Here is an 18,411-nt window from a genome sequence, read left to right on the forward strand (position 1 = left end):
ATTGCTCCTAACAAGGATCCCGCATGTTTTGAGGAGGGTGTAGGCTTGTTTACTAGTCGGAACGGAGGATCGTTGTTCCCTGAAATGCGTAAGTCCTATTAGAGTAGGAATAATGATAGGACACCTTGCCAACCTCAACTGACCGCAAGCCGTACCCAACGGATGTTGTAGACCTCATCCTCATGGCACCAAAACGCAACCAGCACATCGCCATCGGGCAGCAAGGCAAGATTAGGGCAACCGAGTTTCAGCGAACGCAGTTCCTCCGTAGCAGTTGCCTCCCCAAACATTTTTGTGAGTCTGTCACCCTGCCACAGCACCTGCGGTTTGTCGTGTTGCCATTGCTCACCGTCAAGATGCGCGATAGTACCGCACAATCCCGTCGGGTCAATACCACGGTAAACACAAACGACACGCCCATCTGGCAGCGCCAACAGTTTACTGGTCTCTCCATTCAAGCCCGTCGGATGCGGTGGGGTTGAAAACGTCTTGCCATCGTGACTGACCGCGTAGCTGACCGCTTTGGTCTTACCGCTGCGTTCATCAAATGCCCAGCCAACAGCGAGCAGGCGTTCATCTGCCAACTGTACAACCGACTGCTCAAAATGGACGATATGTCGATGTATGTGGGCCAAGTCACCCCCTGATCGGCGGAAACCATCCCGATAACCTTCAAACCGTTGGGAGCTGATCCGTCCCAACACCGCAGGCATGATACCGGAGCCAACCATCGACCGTCTGCTAACTCGACAAGGGTGTGACAGACTTCAAAGGGTTGCCCCACCAGAGGTGGTGAGATGTACTGGAGTTGTCTCCAAGTCGAACCATCATCCGTGCTCCGCGCTACCATTAAATCCATCTCCGCCACACCTGTTGTGTCTGGATTCCAGATACCCTGTTCCGTGTCGTCGCGGTAAAAACGAGCGATGAATGCGACCAGTTCACCATCCGACATCCGTCTCGGTCGCCCAATGTGCGTGGTGCGCCGCGTCGGATGCTGGATCAGATTATCAGGAAACATTGGCACAGGCGCGTCCCAAGTCTCCCCACCATCATGACTGTGGTTGATATAGGTACGGTAATCCAAACTCTCAACCGCCTCACCGATGTCAAACGCGGCAATTAGTTCGTTCTGGTCAATGACCACCAAGGTTGGGTGCCACGCATGTCGAGCGCGAAGATGTGGCTTCGGGTTACGGTAGATGTGGCCGGTCCCACGAATCTCAATCATCGGTTTAATCGCTCCCATTTGTGCGACAATTTGAGTCTCTGAGGAAAACTTAGAATCATCTTAGGTTAACTTTTTATTTTTTAGATACATCATCAGATTCTTCATCTCCCGAATGACTCTATCCTCTCTAGTGGCGATCATATTAAACAACCCACGCGGTGGAATGCTTCTCTTCCTCACAGTACCCTTGGAGGTCTTAGAGATAAAATCGCCGTAACGTTCAGGAGTGATTCCCAGATATTTGATTGAAAGGTAATATTCTGAAGGTTGTCTCGTCACCGTGCCATCAAGAATATTTCCGGTTTTTCTCCTACCGTAACTGACGATATAGCATCGATCACTTGCCTTGTTGATAATTGTATATCCCGCCTCATCAATGGATTCGTTCCAGCATTCCTCAAATCCATTTGTTGGCATACGGTCCCTCAACTCCTGTGCCGACCGCATGACGACCCTTTCACGAATCGGGGTTCTTGTGATATACAAATCCTTCTCTTTAATCCTTTGCCGAATTGGTCCCTGCATCAGATAGACATTATCCAGAGTATATATCACACTGTTATTGACCCCTTTTGCCAGATTAAGGTGTTTTTCAACAATATCTTTATTGAGAGGATGCAGCTGGTATTGACCGTTTGAGTTAAAAGCACCCCGTAATTTCCTGCGACATTCAATGTCTGCGAATCTGTCTTTTGGGAGGGCTGTTTCTATTTGTAGTTCATAATCCACAAACAGGTCATTTGTTGCGTTGATTCGTGCTTCTTGTGTGTCCGCTAGGAGCGTCAACCCTGTCTGACTTTTGGACAAAACCCGACCAATGAGGTTATCCTGTCGTAACGTGCGTATCTTTTGAGAGATTAGCTCAAGCGTAGGTGGGTCCATCTCCTCAATCATGATTTTATGTTCCCACCGCGTGCCTCTCTCATGGGCAAGAATTTGGAGCTGTTGCATCTGACCATTGGAGTGGATATACCCCAATACTGTCCACGGATCAAAAGTAGTACGGTATCCCCCTGCCGCTTTAGAAATATCACCTGCTAGCACACAGTCTCGTCTTTCATATCGTGAGTAGACACCGAACTGAAATTCCAAGTGATGAAAAGGTTCCAACGCTTCCAAGAGATCGGTGGCAAACGATGAACCTTGAGGAAAGGGTTTGAAAATAGATTGAGTTTGTGTGGGATAGTTGAGGGCGTCGAGGAATTTTCCAATGGGAATCCCCTGTGTATGATCGTCCTCGCCGCCGAAAACCTTTGTTTTCGTCTTAAAAGGAGGATTCCGTAAAAACAGATCGCGCTGAGATACCAGTTGTAGTGCAGGATCATCAGACAAGCCTTTAAGGGAAGGGGCATCTCCGAAGACCTGCTCCTGAAGCGCACTATCTACAGGTTCACCCGATTCGATACCGCGCTTGACCTCAGCAAAATCAACGATGTCATCTAAATTGTAACGAAGAGGTGCACTCGAAGCTTGGTTATCATAGTTAAATCGGTGGAATCGTATCCTTGGCTTAATCCGAAAAACAGGGATTAAACCGTAATCTTTTAATAACGCGTACAGAGTAACTGTATAGGATTCGGCATGTATTTTCCGCTCTAAAATGCCGTTTTGTGTAGACCTATCTTTGGCTACACTGCCTTCTCGAATTAAGTGTTCTTGGACGGGGTCGCTGTCATTGCCAAAAATGATCATTCGGTGTTCTTCTCTGCTATCGTCTACCATTTATGGTATCCTCCCCTCTTGAAGCAATCCGAGGTATACTAAAACTAAGCATAATTATATCATGAGCTAATGACAGGATGACAAGAAAATTAATTCAAACCGATCTTTGCCGCAATCTACTAGTCGAATATCTCGACCTGCGGAGTGTAAGACATGTCTTCATCAAGTGGGTAAATCGGTCGCCGTACAATTTTGTGGCCTAGCGTCTTGATATTAGGACTCGCTGCGCCTGGAACGTCGATAGTCATGTTTCGGACAGCCCACTCATCATAAAATTCATAGGGTGTATGCGGCAATTTCTGGATAATGACATCAAACGTCTTTGGATCCTGACCAACAGCGGGATACATCCATCGATCGCATAGTATACCGCCTTGGGTAGCAGCGACGATAGTGATGTTACCAGCCCTGAGAACGGCTATATGCACATTGTCTCTTATAGCGAGGGCTTCCACCGTGACCTCCACATCTATCGGGGTAAAACGGGGGTCTTTCGTGCCACCGAGCGGTACGGTAATGGTACTGCCTAAACCCGCCTCCATCGCTTTCTCAATCGCCGGTTCATCCCGGATAGGCAAAAGCACCCGTCCTGTGTAGTCGCTCTCTAAAAACCCTTTTAGGATTGCATTGCTAGTTCCCGGTGCCCCAGAGCTTGTGGCATCGGCAGCATCGGAAAAGACAACCGCTCCGTCCGCTTTCTTCGCGTTTTCAATCGCCGCCTCCACACTGTACAGAACACACTGCATCCGTTCACGCATGTCCCAGAAGTTCTGACCGATTCGCATCGCTTCTACTTCAGCCAATTCCCTGTTATTATCAGTAACAATGACGATTCGAGATCCCTGCTCCGGGCAGTCGGTAGGCGGGTGCCCCAGCATGATGCCCGCAGCCAACACATCATCCCGTTCTTCAAGCCGCTCAAGGTGTCGGATGAACGTCCCGTGCACACCGGTTGCGGTCTTGAGTTCGTCACCGCGCACCATGGTAGGTGTATACACACTACCAATAATAGGTTTCGCACCATCGAGGATACTTAGCAGCATTGTAGCACTCCGCTCACCCAACTGATACCAGTCGATGTGCGGATACGTGTGCAAGATAGCAGCACCATCGATAAGCTCTAACATGCGCCGGGTAACGGTGCCGTGCATGTCAAGAGAGATAACAATGGGGACATCCGGTCCCAAGATTTTACGGGTTTCTTGAAGAATATAGCCTTCCGGATCCTGCTCTATTTCGGCAGCCATCGCTCCATGCATGGCGAAAAATAGGGCGTCTGCCCCAGCACTGTTTTTCTCAATTGCTTCCAAGCATTCTCCGGTGATTCGCTCAAAACATTCGTGGGTGATTGTACCACCCGCACCCATGCTAGCTCCGTAAGTGGGCACAACCTCCAAGTCGGACCGCTGAGAAAAAATGTTCAGCGCACCGTTGATATCCTCACGACCCGCGTTGAATAAAGCGTGCCCAAAGTGAACACTAAAATCCTCATACGTAGTGGGATTGGGGTGGAACGAATTGGTTTCTTGGAAATAGTTGGCAACGATGATTTTAGGCATAACATTCCTTTTTTGTTAAACAGCGATTTGATTTCTCCAAAGCAATCAACAAGGTCTATCGAATGATCCGGGCATAGTTACGGTTGGACGCTTTCTGATTAGAATCTGTAACCACCCGCACAAGTCATTAATCCCCAAAATGCCACATAAATGTCATTTGAGCTTGTGTACCATCGAGTTGTACACGATAGGTGCGGCCCGAATCCAATTTCATGAGCGGTCGATTTCTCAGATATTTGAACTCTAAGCCCAAAACAAAGCCTTTCGATATTGAGAAAGTTGTGCCAGCCAAAAGCTGATTGCCAAAAGCATTACCTTTGGCAAGGGGTGAGCCGGGGGCCCGTTCACGGGTCCAAATATGATTAACACCGACACCGATGTACAAACTGTGAATCCGCCGTTCCGTTTCGGGTAGGTTTGATATGAGATTGATGATGTAACTGATTTCAGCAGGCACAAACGTTACACTAGATGATGGATCTGTACCGATGAAGGTGTTATCGTTGTAAGGATCGCCCTGCTTCTGTAGAACACCAATTGATGATGCTAACCCCGTGTGAGTCGAAACCGCGAGTTTATACTGCACCCCGAACATAGGCCCGCTTCCGTAAATGCCATCGGTGCTAGCCTCTGATGGGCTATGGAACCCTCCGTACAGTCCGAAGCCCTCTTGGAATCTGGCAGACGAAATACGTGGAAAAATGAGAGCCATACATATAAGACTAAAAAGTATAATCAATCTATGACGTTGGGAATTCATTCAATCGATCTCCTTTGATTCGGTCATTTCAGGCTGCAACTACCGTCTGAATGGTCGTATTCGTCTCCATACAAAGTAGCCAGCTGTCATTAAACCGAGCAGTAGAATATCAGGCAGAGAAGCAAATCCCATATACCGGACGCGACGAAATTCTTGGTTGTCCTGGTGACGAACTAACTCAAAATCTGTATCCATTTCGGTTCGGGCAAAGCTACGACGCAAACGAGTGAGGTAATGTGATTCTCCGATAAAGCTACCGAGAGTTGGATAACGTAGACGAATTGCATCGCGCTCACTATCAGTAATCCAGTTGGCGTACTCAACTTTCGCGCTTGGAAAGTGCATTTTATTCGGGGTAAGAATGTATACGGTAACATCTGTACCCTCCCGGGCACTAATCGAGGTTAGACGCAATGGATAGATTAACCGCTCCGCCGTATATGTCAATAAGATTGGATCAATGGGTTGGTCGAAAAAGCGGGCGGACCGACGCCCACCACCCGTAAACTCCACGCGCAATCGCATAGCGGTGAATACCCATTTCTGATCGATGTAGCCCTGTAGTATTGCATTGTCGTCAATAGAATGGTGATAGCCATGTTCGTCAAGCCAATCGGTTAGTGCCATCGGATTATTAGCCGTGAGAATAACGGTATCAAAAGCCCCCACCTCTTGCTCAGAGATGACAGTAACCCCATCCTCTTCGCTAGCACTATCAAATACAGCGATGCCGTCACTGTCCTCTGTTGTGAAAACGTTACACCCCGAACTTCCGCCACCCCCGCGCCATCGGGTCACCGGCATTGTAAGGTCATTCAACTCCCTAAAGATCCGCCGATCTACTGTGTCAAGTTTAGGGATGGAGGGCGTTGGGATGACGACAGCAAATTCTGTCGCTTCACCGCTGATGTTGATGCTAGGAACGAGATTGACCTGTTGCGTTTGCGGATTATAAGCAATGAACGCACGTTGCCCGGTGCCATTTAATTCCTGGTCCGGAGGCGTAAACATAACACAGGGGGCGTATCCGTCAGTTGGAAGGAGTAGAAGCAGCGCAAACAGCCAAAGAAAATCAAAGTGCCTTGTCATTGTTGAACTCTCCATGGGTTGTGGAAAATAGGGTTCCAAAAAGATTGTTCACAGTTGCATGAATATAGCCGATTCTGTTGTTTCTAAGGGCTCTTTTCTTCAAGTCCAGGACTGCTCTATCCACCTACAACAAGGGCCATATGAGGAATGCCGCCGATGTCACTCCAAAATATACAAAGAAAACCAGTAATAGACGGCCCATAATCTCTCTAAATTCTAATTTAACGATGGCGAGCATTGCAATCGCCCAGAAGGGCTGAATCATGTCAGTCATCATGTCGCCCCAAGCGTATGCAACAACTATCTTTGACGCTTCAACACCGAGCGCGTTTCCCGCGGGTATAAGGTATGGTGCTGTAACCGCCCATTCTGAGCCACCGGAGGGAATAAAGTAATTCAAAATACCGGCATACCAATAAGCAATCAGCAAGAACGTGTTTTTGCTCCCGATGGCGATGAAGGCTTGGGTGAACACAGTCGCAAGATTGGTAAATTTGAACAGACCAAAGATACCAGCGTAGAATGGGAACTGAATGATAACTCCCCACACAACCTTGCCTGCATTTTCGGCGGCTTTAAGAAACCGCCACGGATACCAATGCAAAAGAATACTGAGCATCAAAAAAAAGAAATTGATGGTATTAAGGGTAATAGCATTGGCGAAGCCTAAACGGACGACGTTGCCAAAAAGCCAACCCAACCCAACCATTCCGACAATCAGGTTAAAACCGGGCCACCAATTCAGCCATATTGATGGCGACATCGAATGTGGTTTTTCAGGTGTCTCGAATAACTGCAACTGTTCTAAAAGTTCAGGTTTGATCCGGTAAGTGTGCTCCGCTGAAGGGTGCATCATCGCCATCATTGCAGTCACTACAACGATGACCAACACAAGTAGGAGGATGTTAAAAGGGCTAAAAATGGTTTCAGTCGCTGGAATGGTCGTTTGGAGAATCTCGCCCTGAATCAGAAAGTTGTCGGGCGTATTCACCAAAAGGGGGGCGGAAGCGGACAATCCGGCGTGCCATGTACACCCCAACCCAAGATAAGCCGCTGCCACAAGCAGCCGATAATCAACCTTCTGATTTCGATGCACCAAGAACACAGCAAACAGTGCACTGGCAATTAGACTGAAAGCCCAACTGAGCCAAGCGGTAACCATGGAAAACAGACTCATCAGGATAATCGATTGCGTCGGCTTATCCGGATTTGGTAACGACGCTAGCTTTTGAAGGGTACGCCTGACGATCGGTGCACTGGCGAGGATATACCCTGTGATCATCGTCAGACACACCTGCATCCCAAACTCAAGCAACACCCAAAACCCATTGCCCCACGCCTTTACCGCTGACACCGGCGAAGCATCTCCCCAGATGAGAGCGAAAATAAAGCAAATCGCGGTCAGTATCCAAACAATTACGAGGGCATCTGGAATCCATCTTTCAGTCCAAGTTGTTAGCACTGCTCCCCAACGCTGGAGTATATTGGTGTTTCGCTGGTGGTGGTCTGTCATGGGTTAAAAACTACCAATCTGCTCAATAGCATGAATATCTTTCAGGTCAACGTTAACCAAATCGGAAAAGGCAAATCGTGAAGGTTATCGTAGCATGGCCAATCTGAAAAAGTCAATAACCCACTCCGTCGGTTTAGGGTCATTTAGTTTTCCGTTTCTTCACCCATGTCGGAATGACCCGAATCCGTAGGCGGGGCATCTGGTTTCCCCGCCGCAGCCTTGACCGGGGGAGCGAGCTATGGGAGAATTATAGTGAATTCAAAAAATAAATAGACACTTTCGCCCCTCGGTAGGTGCGGTTTGTAACCGTACCGGTTTGGAGTGTCTCATTAATTCTAAGGTCCACTATAAATGACCCTACCGTTATAGTCTGTCAATAACGATTTACTTGTACAATCAAGGTGAGAATGAAAGAAAGGACTATCTATCCATTGGTTTGGTAATAGCGTGGATCACCACTCCGATCACCAATCCACTTGAAATTCAGGACGCGGAAATAGTCGTCGCCCTTGCTACCTTCTCGCCAATCCTTTAACGCTTCCCGATGCCCCAAGCGTTTCATCATCGCCCACTCGGAGATTCGGAATACACGAGAATAGGTATCCCACAGCGTAAGGCCATCACAGCCTAGCTTATATAAGGTTTGCGCGGAGTAAAGGGAGGCGGCTGGAGGCTGGCGGCGGGGATAGAGGTCTGGATACAATTGCACCGGTGTATCTTTTACTAATTCCACCATCGGTTGAATCCATTCTGCAGCGTTTGTTGCAAAAGTTGGATGGGGCATCAAGTAATCTACCAAGCCCTCTTTCACCAAAGCCTCAACATCAATTCCCCATACCATATTACTTTGCATGACCTCACCGAGGTTATATTTACCAGTGCCCCCAGCGACCTCCGGTCTGGAAGCCGAATCTGTTCCCGGTGCCCGAAGGCGACTTTCCATCGTCGAAGTAATATTGTAGGCAATTTCGAGTTGCCGCCCCATCCTTTTACTCATGGCGTCGACAGCCGCCCTGAGTTCACGAGCAAATTGGGTAACAAAGGTAGCCAGAATTCTCCAGAAACGTGGGTCGTCGTCTGGGCATTCACGCGGGTCCTCTCCATATTCCTGACGAAACCGCTGAATCACCGGCGCCTCATATAACACGAAGGGTTGGGAGCGACAAAAAATCACATGCACCCCATCAAATCCGTATTCCAACGCTTCGCAGAGGAGAGAAATCCACAGATGCCGGACTTCAGGAAAAGCCAAACTGAGATGCGCTATCCCCCTACCGTGCTTGTCCTTGCAACGAAATTCGGGATGCCGTTCATAGAAACTCCCCTTTTCCATCTCCAGCGGCACCGCTTTCGGCCCCTGTAGACGGAGACTTGGGAAGATACGTATGCCAAGTGCGTGGGCAGCTTGCACAACCTCCGCCATGAAGTCAATCCCTTGTTCTTCTAACCTCTCAAGCGTAACGTCCCAACGCTCGTGAGCGGCGAAGCGGTCAAAGGGATTGTTACTGTCGGTCAGGGTGCGGCCAAGACGGCTGCGATAGGTACAGTTTTCGCCTTTGAAGGTCGCCCATAGCATAATGTCCACATCGCTGTCTCTATATGGCTCAAATTGCGCCCAGATATCTTCCTTCGTGCACAGTTCGGAGAAAATACCTGCATCGTTCATAGCGACGAGACGTTTGGTATCCCTCCGAGGTAACTCCTGCCGGTATTCATTTATTTCCGCTTCAGAAAGGGGGACAAGCCGAACATAGACCAAGCTGCTGTACATCTCGCCATAACTACCACCCCGACCACCCTCGTTGAAGCGACTGATGATGAGGTCCGCCCCGGTCAGATTCGCGACCTTCCAGAAAGCCTCAGAAACTTGGTAATCTGAGAACGCCTTCGTTGTGTGGCTCCATCTCAGTTCCGGTGGAATGCCGTTGAGATCTTTTCCAGATTGTGTTTCTGCCCTCACGAGGGTATATGCCGGATCATCGGTCAAACGGAGCCGCACATGAGCGTCCCCAAATTGGCCAGGGTAATGGACACCCACGTATATCGCATGATAGCCCTCACAGTTTAAGGGTAATGTCAGCGGTTCAGAATTCATACCGGGACCGGAATAGATCATCGTGCCATCAAATTCTTCGGTTTCATAGTCAATTAGCCGCCAAGTGCCATGACGATAGTCTCGATCAAGACAATGGGCTGGTTGACACTTACTCAAATCTGAAATGATTTCATCTTTCATTATGGTGATCCTTTCCATTCTTCCGAGTAGTTCACGCTTCCTCCCATACAGGTCTGGGCGCGGTGATTATAAACCCTGATAGATTTGGAACAGGGCCTACAAATTGATTCACAGGCATTCACAAAATCTCGTGCCCGAAATCCATGTAGGTTCCAGCAGTTACCAACTCGATGGGTAAGCGTACCCCATCCAATTCTTGAGCAATCGCCCCCAACGCTAGGAAATTCGGTATCTGCCAGATGGCGAGTCCACCCGGCTCCGGACCGAGTTTCCCAATGCGGCTCACCAGCAAAGTGAGGGCAAAGTGAGGATGCCTTTGAGTCCGTGCGGTGTAGAAACTGCGGACGGTATCCAAATCTGCTTGGACGCGAAAGAATTCAGCATAATAGCGTCCATTGCGGGCGTAAACCGGTTCGACCAATGGCAGATAGCAGCCGGCGACATCAATCCGCGCAACCTGAAAAAAAGGGCGTTCCAGCGGATCCACCTCATCACTGCGGAAGATGCGATCCCAAGCATCAATCCGATCAAAACTTGCTTGTGGTGAATACCAGGCCGTCAGATATTCCGGCTCTGGTCCCAGTCGCCACGTCCGACCAATGTTCAACACCAGCTGGTCTTCCCCATAGCCGGTATCCCAACCCTCCTGTCCGTGGGTCACCCCGGCTCGGAAGTCTGCCATATCTACGCCTGGGCGACGACTGATATACTCGATATAGATTAATCCCATGAGCTAAACCCCTTCGTCCGTGAGAATCCTGATGAAACGCCTGTCCCCTTCGGACATCCTCTCAGATAAGCGTGACGCCATGTTGTATCCGTCTGGTATACTTCGTCTGTCCGGCTGGTTCATTTCTGCTCCGCCGGATTCGATAGCATTGTCGCAACGATGACCTCATGCCCCCGCGCCGCAGATTCATACAGAGCATCCATGAGGCGCTGGATGCGCAAAATCTCTGCACCTGACACCGGTGCTGGTTTGCCGGTGCGAACAGCTTGCAGAAAGCCCGTGATTAACCGTTCCATACGGTAGTCACATGGTGCTAGTGTCCCCGGCGGGGGTGTAGCATCAACCCATTTATCACCGTGGTCGTGCCACACGCGGATGGGTGAGATCGACGCCGTCCCGCGCTCTGCAAGCAATTCCCATCCCTCATGACGTTCGGACGGGGGTTGTAGCCAGTTTGCTTCAACGGCGATCACTGTGCCACCCTCCACCCGCACGAAACCCATGGCGAAGTCTTCAATCTCTGGATCCACTGCCTCTGGCTTAATCGTATTGAGCGATGGACCCAACCCCGCCGGATAGCGAGCTAGACGTTGATGACAGAATGCGCTGGCAGTGAGCGGTTCAGGGTTGCCCAACAGCCAAAGCGCTAAATCTATATTGTGAATCGTCCAATGGTCTAGAACACCACGACCTGCGCTCGCTTGTCGGTGGAAACTCGTAATCGTCGGGAAACCGTATACGCTCCCGCCCCAGGTGCGCACTGCATGTACTGGACCGAGGTCACCGGCGGCAATGCGGTTATACAGATAGACCGATTCATCCCAATAGCGATACTCGAAACAGACGCTCAAGAGGTGCCCGGCACGTTCAGCCGCTTGGACCATCTCCCCCGCTTCGCTGAGATTCATCGCAACCGGCTTCTCACACAACACATGGCACCCGGCGTTAAGTGCGTGTAGCGTTAGGTGATGGTGACTCGACGGCATGGTGGTAACGCTCACTACTTCCGGCTGCGTTTCAGCAATCATATCTTCGGCTGATTCAAAAGCCTTCGTGTCATACTGTCGTGCGGTCTGCCGTGCCCGCTCTGGAATGACATCGCAAACGCCTACTAGTGTGCAAAGACCTACCTCTGCCGCTGTGCGGTATGCGGGCAGGTGTCCCTCGTTGGCAATTCTCCCACAGCCAATGACAGCAACTTGTGTCGGCTGCATACCGTTCGCTCCCTTCGTCGCTTATGAATAAAATGTAGTATAAGCGTGGACGGAAGGGAAGCGTAGGTTCTTCCCTTCCAATGTTGACAATCAAACGTATCAAGGTGCCATCTCCTTACTTATCTTGAATTATCCGCTGATTTCGCAGATTATCGTAGAATGGCAACCCCCATGATGCCAAGACAATCAACCGTATAACTGATTAGAAGCAAAATTGGTCTAATTATACTGCAAACGGTCACAGATTACATCTGAAATTTATCACGCCCGTGTCACACTAAAACGTCGATCCAATTGTAATGTGACATAGTCAAGTAATTATGATTTGGCAAATCAGAAAAAGATGAGGAGAAGCGATGAAATCTCAGAATGCCAGCGAACTAAGGGATTGAAGCGGGATTGAAAGTGACTCCAAATTTCCGGGACTGCCGCTGATGCTGATCATAGCAGCGGAACAATCTGCGTGGACGTAAGATTAGAAAAGAGTTGAAAGTTGAGACACAATCGGATAAAATCCGGAAAGCGTTTTCAAAAAAACGATCGAAAATGAAAGGTAGGACACATGAATAAAGCAGGACGCGGTTGGTCCCATGCAAGTCAGATGAAACCGGCAGCGGAATATGAAATCCGCTACGGTTCGGGGCTGCTAAAAAAGGAGAGTGCCGGGTGGCCACGCTATTTAATGGTGTCCACACCGACTGCGTACAGAACAGCACAACCCTATCTATCCAAACCACCCGCAGGGGTAGCCCATGCAGCATGGTTGGATTCTAAACATCAAAAAGAGATAAGCGAGAGTTTGCCTGATGATGCAGAGTTGGTGGTTGGACTCGGCGGCGGACGGGCGCTAGATGTCTCAAAGTTCGTGGCATTGGACAAAGATCTACCACTCGTCATGGTGCCAACGATTGTATCAACAGGAGCGATTATCCATGGAGTTGTGGCGAAGTGGGAAGGACGGAAAATCGTAGGAACGCTAGACGACTGGCCATGGGTGGACTGTGACCATGTTCTGGCGGACGAAGACTTGATTCTCGAAGCACCCTACTATCTGAATACCGCTGGTCTCGGTGATATACTATGCGGGTATGCGGCACCCGTAGAATGGCGCTGGCGTGCCAAAAACGGTATAGGGGGCCCTTGCGACGAAACAGTGATTGCTGATGTCCTTAGCCACCATGAAGAGATTACGCAAGGCTTTGAAGCAACTCTTGATACGGCGGGCAACCTGACAGGGAAAAGCGTGCGACACATCATGAAAAGCGTGCAGGAGCGCGATTCTCGCTGGATTCAACGACCGGAGGCTGCAAGCGGAGACCACGATTTCTGGCTCGCCCTAGAAGAAAAGCATAACACGAGTTACATCCACGGAGAGATGGTCGCATTCAGCGCAATCATCATCGCTTGGCACTGTGACGAACAGCCCGAAATTCTGACGAATCGGCTAGATCGATGCAAAGTGCGCCGCCGACCAAGGGAAGTAGGAATAAGCCGCGAGGAACTTCGTGTAGGATTGGAGTTTGCGCCGAGCTACATGGAGAGAAAGGATACCAATACCATCCTGCGCCATCAGCCTATTACAAGGGCGCAATTTGACCGACTCTGGGAGTTCTTGGAAACTAGCTAATGAGTCAACCTGAAAGGAAACCGATGAACGAATCACGTGTGTATGATGACGATAGGAATGTATCCGCCTCCCAAGATCTCCAGCCCATCCCCGATCGGTTGGTTGTGTTGACCTTCGATGACGGCAATAAATCGGATGCCACCTATGTTGCACCGTTACTCAAGCGTTACGGTTTCGGTGGGACCTTTTTTATCACTGAAGGGCTCAATTTTCTCAAAAACAAAGCGCACTATGTAACATGGGAAGAGGTTAAGGAACTGCACGAAGCCGGTTTTGAAATTGGCAACCACACCCGCCATCACAAAAACGTGAACAACCAATCGAACGAAGAGTTACTCGCCGACCTAGAACATATCGACCTACGTTGCAAGGAATACAGTATCCCTGTACCTGAGACATTCTGTTATCCAGGTTATTCCAACGGGCCCGAAGCTGTAAAAGTCCTAACTGAGAAAGGATTCCTCTTTGCACGACGCGGTATTGCACCGGAGTTTACTTACGATTCAGAGGGAGGACGAGGGCCCGCATACAATCCGGCGAAACATCACCCGCTGCTCGTCCCAACGACAGGTGCTTCGGGACCACACTGGGGGTTTGATGACTTGGCGTGGGCAATTGAGGGTGCAAGGGATGGACAGATTGCTGTCTTGACGTTCCACGGTGTGCCTGCCTTGGAGCATCCTTGGGTCAACACAGACCCCGAAACATTTGAAACCTACATGGATTATCTTTACCACAACGACTGTACTGTCATTTCCCTGCGTGACTTGGCAAAATATGTTGACCCGATTCAAAGCCGAGATCTTCCGTGCTACTACTAAACCAACGGCAGTAGCATATCCTCCCCACGTTTTGCTTTCAATGAGGTGAACCTGTTGCCCAATCTATACACCTTTTTTGTTTCCCATGCGGTAGAGACATAATATAATTCCCAAACCGTATACATTCCAATAGAAACTCTTCAACCCGACGGAGAAAAAATGATGCCAACGGGGCGAGTCAAGTATTATAATCGAAGTCACAATGCTGGAAGGAGAAGTTTTTCGTGGAGGGAAATCCGTCGATGAAAGGGATCATCAACCGGACACAGTTGCTGTTAGACTTGGCTAGAGCGAACGAAGAAACTCAAATGTATAGATACCTGTCTTGTGTCCGTCAGCCCAGATCAATCGAATCGCGTAACGACCAACACGCTGTATATCAACGAGTGTAAGGTTGAGGGATAAGGGGTCGGTGGGTAACAGGCGTAGCGGGTTTTTATCTGATTGGCACCGTGCACATGGGCACTTTTGACGCAGCAGTTGATAGGAATACTCGCTTTGGTGTCCATCGTTCCATTGAACACTAATTGCGTCTGGAAGCCGTTGAATCTGGGTTGGCTGAGGCGTCATTTGCAGACTATTCTACGATATTTGTAGTGGTTAGCGTGGTGGTAGACACCTAGTGTTAAGGCTTGTGGCAAAATACCGGCTTACGTCTCGACAGCCGGTAATGTATCACTATTGGAAGTAGTCAGCGTTTAGCTGGATGAAATGTTCCCATTCTTCCGGAACCTCATCATCTATGAAAATCGCCTCGACCGGACATTCCGGTTCACATACATTGCAGTCAATACACTCCGCAGGATCAATAAAAAGCTGATTCTGATTTTCAAAGTCGTCTGAGTCTGAGGTTGGGTGAATACAGTCAACAGGACAAACATCAACACAAGCAGTATCCTTAACATCAATACACCTGTTCCATCAAAAAATTACGATATTAAGATGACTGTAGAGAACCAATCAAGAATTGTTATTGAAATAGCATAAGTACCTATTTCACCTACGAATCTATAGCGTCAACCAGCCCCCGGACTATTACACTATTTATGGTATCGCAAAAACGGGCAGCGATTAGGGTTTGGCATTTGGATCCCTCTCAAGTCGCTGCCCGTTTTAGGTTTTATAGTGCATTATTATTGGAAATAGTCAGCGTTTAACTGGGTGAAGTGCTCCCATTCTTCGGGGACATCTTCATCTATGAAAATCGCTTCGACCGGACATTCCGGCTCACATACACCACAGTCAATACACTCCACAGGGTCAATAAAAAGCTGGTTGTGATTCTCAAAGTCGTCCGAGTCTGAGGTTGGGTGGATACAGTCAACAGGGCAAACATCAACACAAGCAGTATCCTTAACATCGATGCACGGTTCAGTGATGACGTAGGTCATCGGTTTTATCCTCCTGTTTCATTCGGAAATTAGTTATTGAAAATTATATTATTGTATATCATTCAGGGACTTTAATAAAGTTGGGAATAATCAAAGCGCCGGTGTTTTCAGTTCAATAAGGCGAGTTAATCATATCATATCTGTCAAAGTTTGTCAAATAGATCTCACCGGATTATTAATCCCCCAAATTACCCACTCAATATTCTATGAATATACTATGCCTCTGGAGTGGGACCGGTCGAACATTTTGTGCATATACTGAGCACCCCATTGGTATTTTGAGAGGGGCTAATCGAGAGGTACAGTGTATAGCGCGTAGGGCGGCGATACGCTGGCTGGGTCGTTTAACTGCACACCAGGATCCGCGGGAACAGGTCCGTGCAACAATGGGTCGTCCGTCTCAAGCATCCAACGGTCGAGTCGATGACGCATATCATCAAGCACGGCTGCCACAACCGAATCGTGGACTAAATTGTGAGTCTCGTTTGGATCGAAGATTAGGTCGTACAACTGTTCAGGTGCAACATATTGGTCTTGCCAGCCATGTTGCAGCCACACATCTTTAGTTGGACCTCCATCACAGTTGGGAAGCACCGGTTTCTGGCGGTCGCCGTACCGTCGGATGTACTTCCACCGCTGCGTCCGTACAGCGCGCTGAGGCTCATAGGCAGCGTGATAATTGACCTCCGCAAAGATCTCGTCATGAACGGATTCCATTTCACCTCGGATTAACGGCACCATCGAGCTGCCCTGTACTCCCTTCGGCACGACAATATCCAATAGGTCGCAAATTGTAGGGAGAACGTCAATGTGGGAAACCATTGCATCGCAAACCTTTCCGCCAGTAAAGCCACCGGGGCCACGCATTATCAGCATTACACCGATGCCGTGATCGGTTAGATTGCATTTCATGCTTGGGAAGGCGAGTCCGTGGTCGGTGGTACAGATGACCAACGTATTCTCGGCTAACCCGTTTTCATCAAGGGCATCCAAGACCGCTCCAATACTGTTATCCAGAATACGAGCACTCGCCTTGTAAGCCGCCATATCGTAGCGATTTTCAGGCGTATCGGGAATGGGGGCGGGCGGCAGGCAATAGCGTGGATCCTCGTCTGGACCGGGTTCTGGAAACCCCCGATGCGTCACGAAAAAACCAACATCAAGAAAGAAAGGTTGTGGTGGAGCAGCCTTCAGGAAATCAACCGTGCGTGAGACAACCTTTTCGGGACTGCGCTCGCCCTCTAGGATCCGATCGTAGCCAATCTGGGCGGGGTCCTGAGCGACATGCTGGAGTCCCCCTAAAACCGAATGATAGCCCGCCCCATCTCTAAGGGTATGAACAATGTGCTGGCTATAGTCAGACATCGAAAATCCACGATTGACTAAGCCAAGCATCCCACAGCAGTGCGCCCATTTGCCGGTTAGGAGGCTAGCACGAGAAGGTGAGCATGTAGGGTTAGCACAAAATGCTTGTCGAAAAAGGACGCCCCCCTCAGCAAGGCGTTGGATATTCGGTGTCGACACAGCGTGACCGTAGGGTTGAACGTAGCGTCCTGTGTCGTGGGAATGGAGGTACAGAATGTTTGGGGATTTCATGCAGTAGCCCTTCTTTCTACGGTAAATGGAGACATCTATAGGACTTACGCATTTCCTCTTAAAGTCCCCCTGAACCCCTCTGATAAGAGGGGAAAGACAAGGGAGAAGATCCCCTCTAGTTGGGGGATTTAGGGGGTTAAATGCAACCAAATAACGACTTTTCAGCAAAATATGCCAATTTTCTGTTCAATCTGCGTAAGTCCTGATCTAGTCCCTCCACAAAGCGATACCGCCCAATAAACCAGCGACGTTGGGAATGATTTTAACATTCGGAGGAAGGGCAACCGTAAGCCGCCGAGCATTGCCACCTCCGATATAAAGGGTATCGTAGTTAAATAGGTGTTCGAGAGAGGCGATCGCCTCCATCACACGCCGCTGCCATTTTTTTCTGCCAGTTTTTTTTAACGCAGCACTCCCTAAATGCTCCTCATAGGTCCTACCTCTACGAAATGGATGGTGTGCAACCTCAAGATTGGGGACTAGTTTCCCATCAAGAAACAGGGCAGATCCAAAGCCGGTCCCTAGGGTAACAACCAGTTCTACACCCTCGCTGGAAATTGCGCCGAACCCCTGAACGTCAGCATCATTCAGGACGCGCACAGGTGTGCCTAGTTTTTTGGATAACGCTCCTTCCAAATTGAACCCAATCCAATCTTTGTGGAGGTTTACCGCCGTTTCGGTCACGCCTTTACGTATTACACCGGGAAAACCAACTGATACACGATCAAAGTCTGACTGTCCCTTGGCTAACTTGACGATTCCGTGGAGGACAGAATCTGGTTTAGCAGGTCGCGGCGTTGGGACGCGCGTCCGCTTCCCGATCGGATTGCCGTTTGCATCAAGAACCATCGTTTTGATACCGCTGCCGCCTATATCAACTGTCAAGGTTTTCTGATTAGCCATTTTTCTCAGGTCTCCTTCT

General features: G+C 49.2%; 16 protein-coding genes. 2 read left to right on the forward strand and 14 right to left on the reverse strand.

Going from position 1 to position 18,411, the window contains the following annotated elements:
• Positions 1 to 454: 454 nt before the first annotated feature.
• From J4G02_11535 to J4G02_11575, 9 genes are all read right to left on the reverse strand, one after another.
• Positions 455 to 1,231 (reverse strand): exo-alpha-sialidase, encoded by a 777-nt coding sequence (locus J4G02_11535; protein MCE2395208.1) that lies wholly within the window; start codon positions 1,229 to 1,231, stop codon positions 455 to 457.
• Between the two features lie 60 nt (positions 1,232 to 1,291).
• The gene (locus tag J4G02_11540) at positions 1,292 to 2,953 is read right to left on the reverse strand and encodes a hypothetical protein (GenBank protein MCE2395209.1); all 1,662 of its coding nucleotides are present in this window, start codon (positions 2,951 to 2,953) and stop codon (positions 1,292 to 1,294) included.
• Positions 2,954 to 3,072: 119 nt separating this feature from the next.
• Positions 3,073 to 4,512, reverse strand: coding sequence for a M81 family metallopeptidase (locus J4G02_11545; GenBank protein MCE2395210.1), 1,440 nt, complete (start codon positions 4,510 to 4,512; stop codon positions 3,073 to 3,075).
• 127 nt (positions 4,513 to 4,639) lie between these two features.
• Positions 4,640 to 5,272: an outer membrane beta-barrel protein gene (locus tag J4G02_11550; GenBank protein MCE2395211.1), complete on the reverse strand. Its 633-nt coding sequence runs from the start codon at positions 5,270 to 5,272 to the stop codon at positions 4,640 to 4,642.
• 39 nt (positions 5,273 to 5,311) lie between these two features.
• A complete protein-coding gene (locus tag J4G02_11555) occupies positions 5,312 to 6,361 on the reverse strand; it encodes a DUF2330 domain-containing protein (GenBank protein MCE2395212.1) in 1,050 nt (349 codons plus the stop codon).
• A 124-nt stretch (positions 6,362 to 6,485) separates the two neighbouring features.
• Entirely contained in the window at positions 6,486 to 7,874 is a 1,389-nt protein-coding gene (locus tag J4G02_11560; protein ID MCE2395213.1) for a short-chain fatty acid transporter, read from the reverse strand.
• Between the two features lie 424 nt (positions 7,875 to 8,298).
• A complete protein-coding gene (locus J4G02_11565) occupies positions 8,299 to 10,110 on the reverse strand; it encodes a hypothetical protein (GenBank protein MCE2395214.1) in 1,812 nt (603 codons plus the stop codon).
• Positions 10,111 to 10,228: 118 nt separating this feature from the next.
• Positions 10,229 to 10,840: a hypothetical protein gene (locus J4G02_11570; protein ID MCE2395215.1), complete on the reverse strand. Its 612-nt coding sequence runs from the start codon at positions 10,838 to 10,840 to the stop codon at positions 10,229 to 10,231.
• Between the two features lie 119 nt (positions 10,841 to 10,959).
• Positions 10,960 to 12,054 (reverse strand): Gfo/Idh/MocA family oxidoreductase, encoded by a 1,095-nt coding sequence (locus tag J4G02_11575; GenBank protein MCE2395216.1) that lies wholly within the window; start codon positions 12,052 to 12,054, stop codon positions 10,960 to 10,962.
• A gap of 562 nt (positions 12,055 to 12,616) precedes the next feature.
• On the opposite strand from J4G02_11575, the gene J4G02_11580 reads away from it, so the two are divergent.
• Positions 12,617 to 13,681, forward strand: coding sequence for an iron-containing alcohol dehydrogenase (locus tag J4G02_11580; protein MCE2395217.1), 1,065 nt, complete (start codon positions 12,617 to 12,619; stop codon positions 13,679 to 13,681).
• 23 nt (positions 13,682 to 13,704) lie between these two features.
• Positions 13,705 to 14,502: a polysaccharide deacetylase family protein gene (locus tag J4G02_11585; protein ID MCE2395218.1), complete on the forward strand. Its 798-nt coding sequence runs from the start codon at positions 13,705 to 13,707 to the stop codon at positions 14,500 to 14,502.
• A 285-nt stretch (positions 14,503 to 14,787) separates the two neighbouring features.
• Here the strand turns inward: J4G02_11585 and J4G02_11590 are convergent, their stop codons facing one another.
• The 5 genes from J4G02_11590 to J4G02_11610 all read right to left on the reverse strand — a co-directional run bounded on the left by J4G02_11590 (position 14,788) and on the right by J4G02_11610 (position 18,392).
• Positions 14,788 to 15,072 carry a DUF971 domain-containing protein gene (locus J4G02_11590; protein MCE2395219.1) on the reverse strand — a complete coding sequence of 95 codons (285 nt, stop codon included), beginning with the start codon at positions 15,070 to 15,072 and terminating at the stop codon, positions 14,788 to 14,790.
• Between the two features lie 108 nt (positions 15,073 to 15,180).
• Positions 15,181 to 15,411: a ferredoxin family protein gene (locus J4G02_11595; protein ID MCE2395220.1), complete on the reverse strand. Its 231-nt coding sequence runs from the start codon at positions 15,409 to 15,411 to the stop codon at positions 15,181 to 15,183.
• 224 nt (positions 15,412 to 15,635) lie between these two features.
• A complete protein-coding gene (locus J4G02_11600) occupies positions 15,636 to 15,893 on the reverse strand; it encodes a ferredoxin family protein (protein MCE2395221.1) in 258 nt (85 codons plus the stop codon).
• Between the two features lie 288 nt (positions 15,894 to 16,181).
• A complete protein-coding gene (locus J4G02_11605; protein ID MCE2395222.1) occupies positions 16,182 to 17,489 on the reverse strand; it encodes a sulfatase in 1,308 nt (435 codons plus the stop codon).
• Between the two features lie 207 nt (positions 17,490 to 17,696).
• Positions 17,697 to 18,392, reverse strand: coding sequence for an ROK family protein (locus tag J4G02_11610; GenBank protein ID MCE2395223.1), 696 nt, complete (start codon positions 18,390 to 18,392; stop codon positions 17,697 to 17,699).
• Positions 18,393 to 18,411: the final 19 nt, after the last annotated feature.

It is taken from the genome of Candidatus Poribacteria bacterium, from assembly GCA_021295755.1.
In the GTDB taxonomy this organism is placed as follows: domain Bacteria; phylum Poribacteria; class WGA-4E; order WGA-4E; family PCPOR2b; genus PCPOR2b.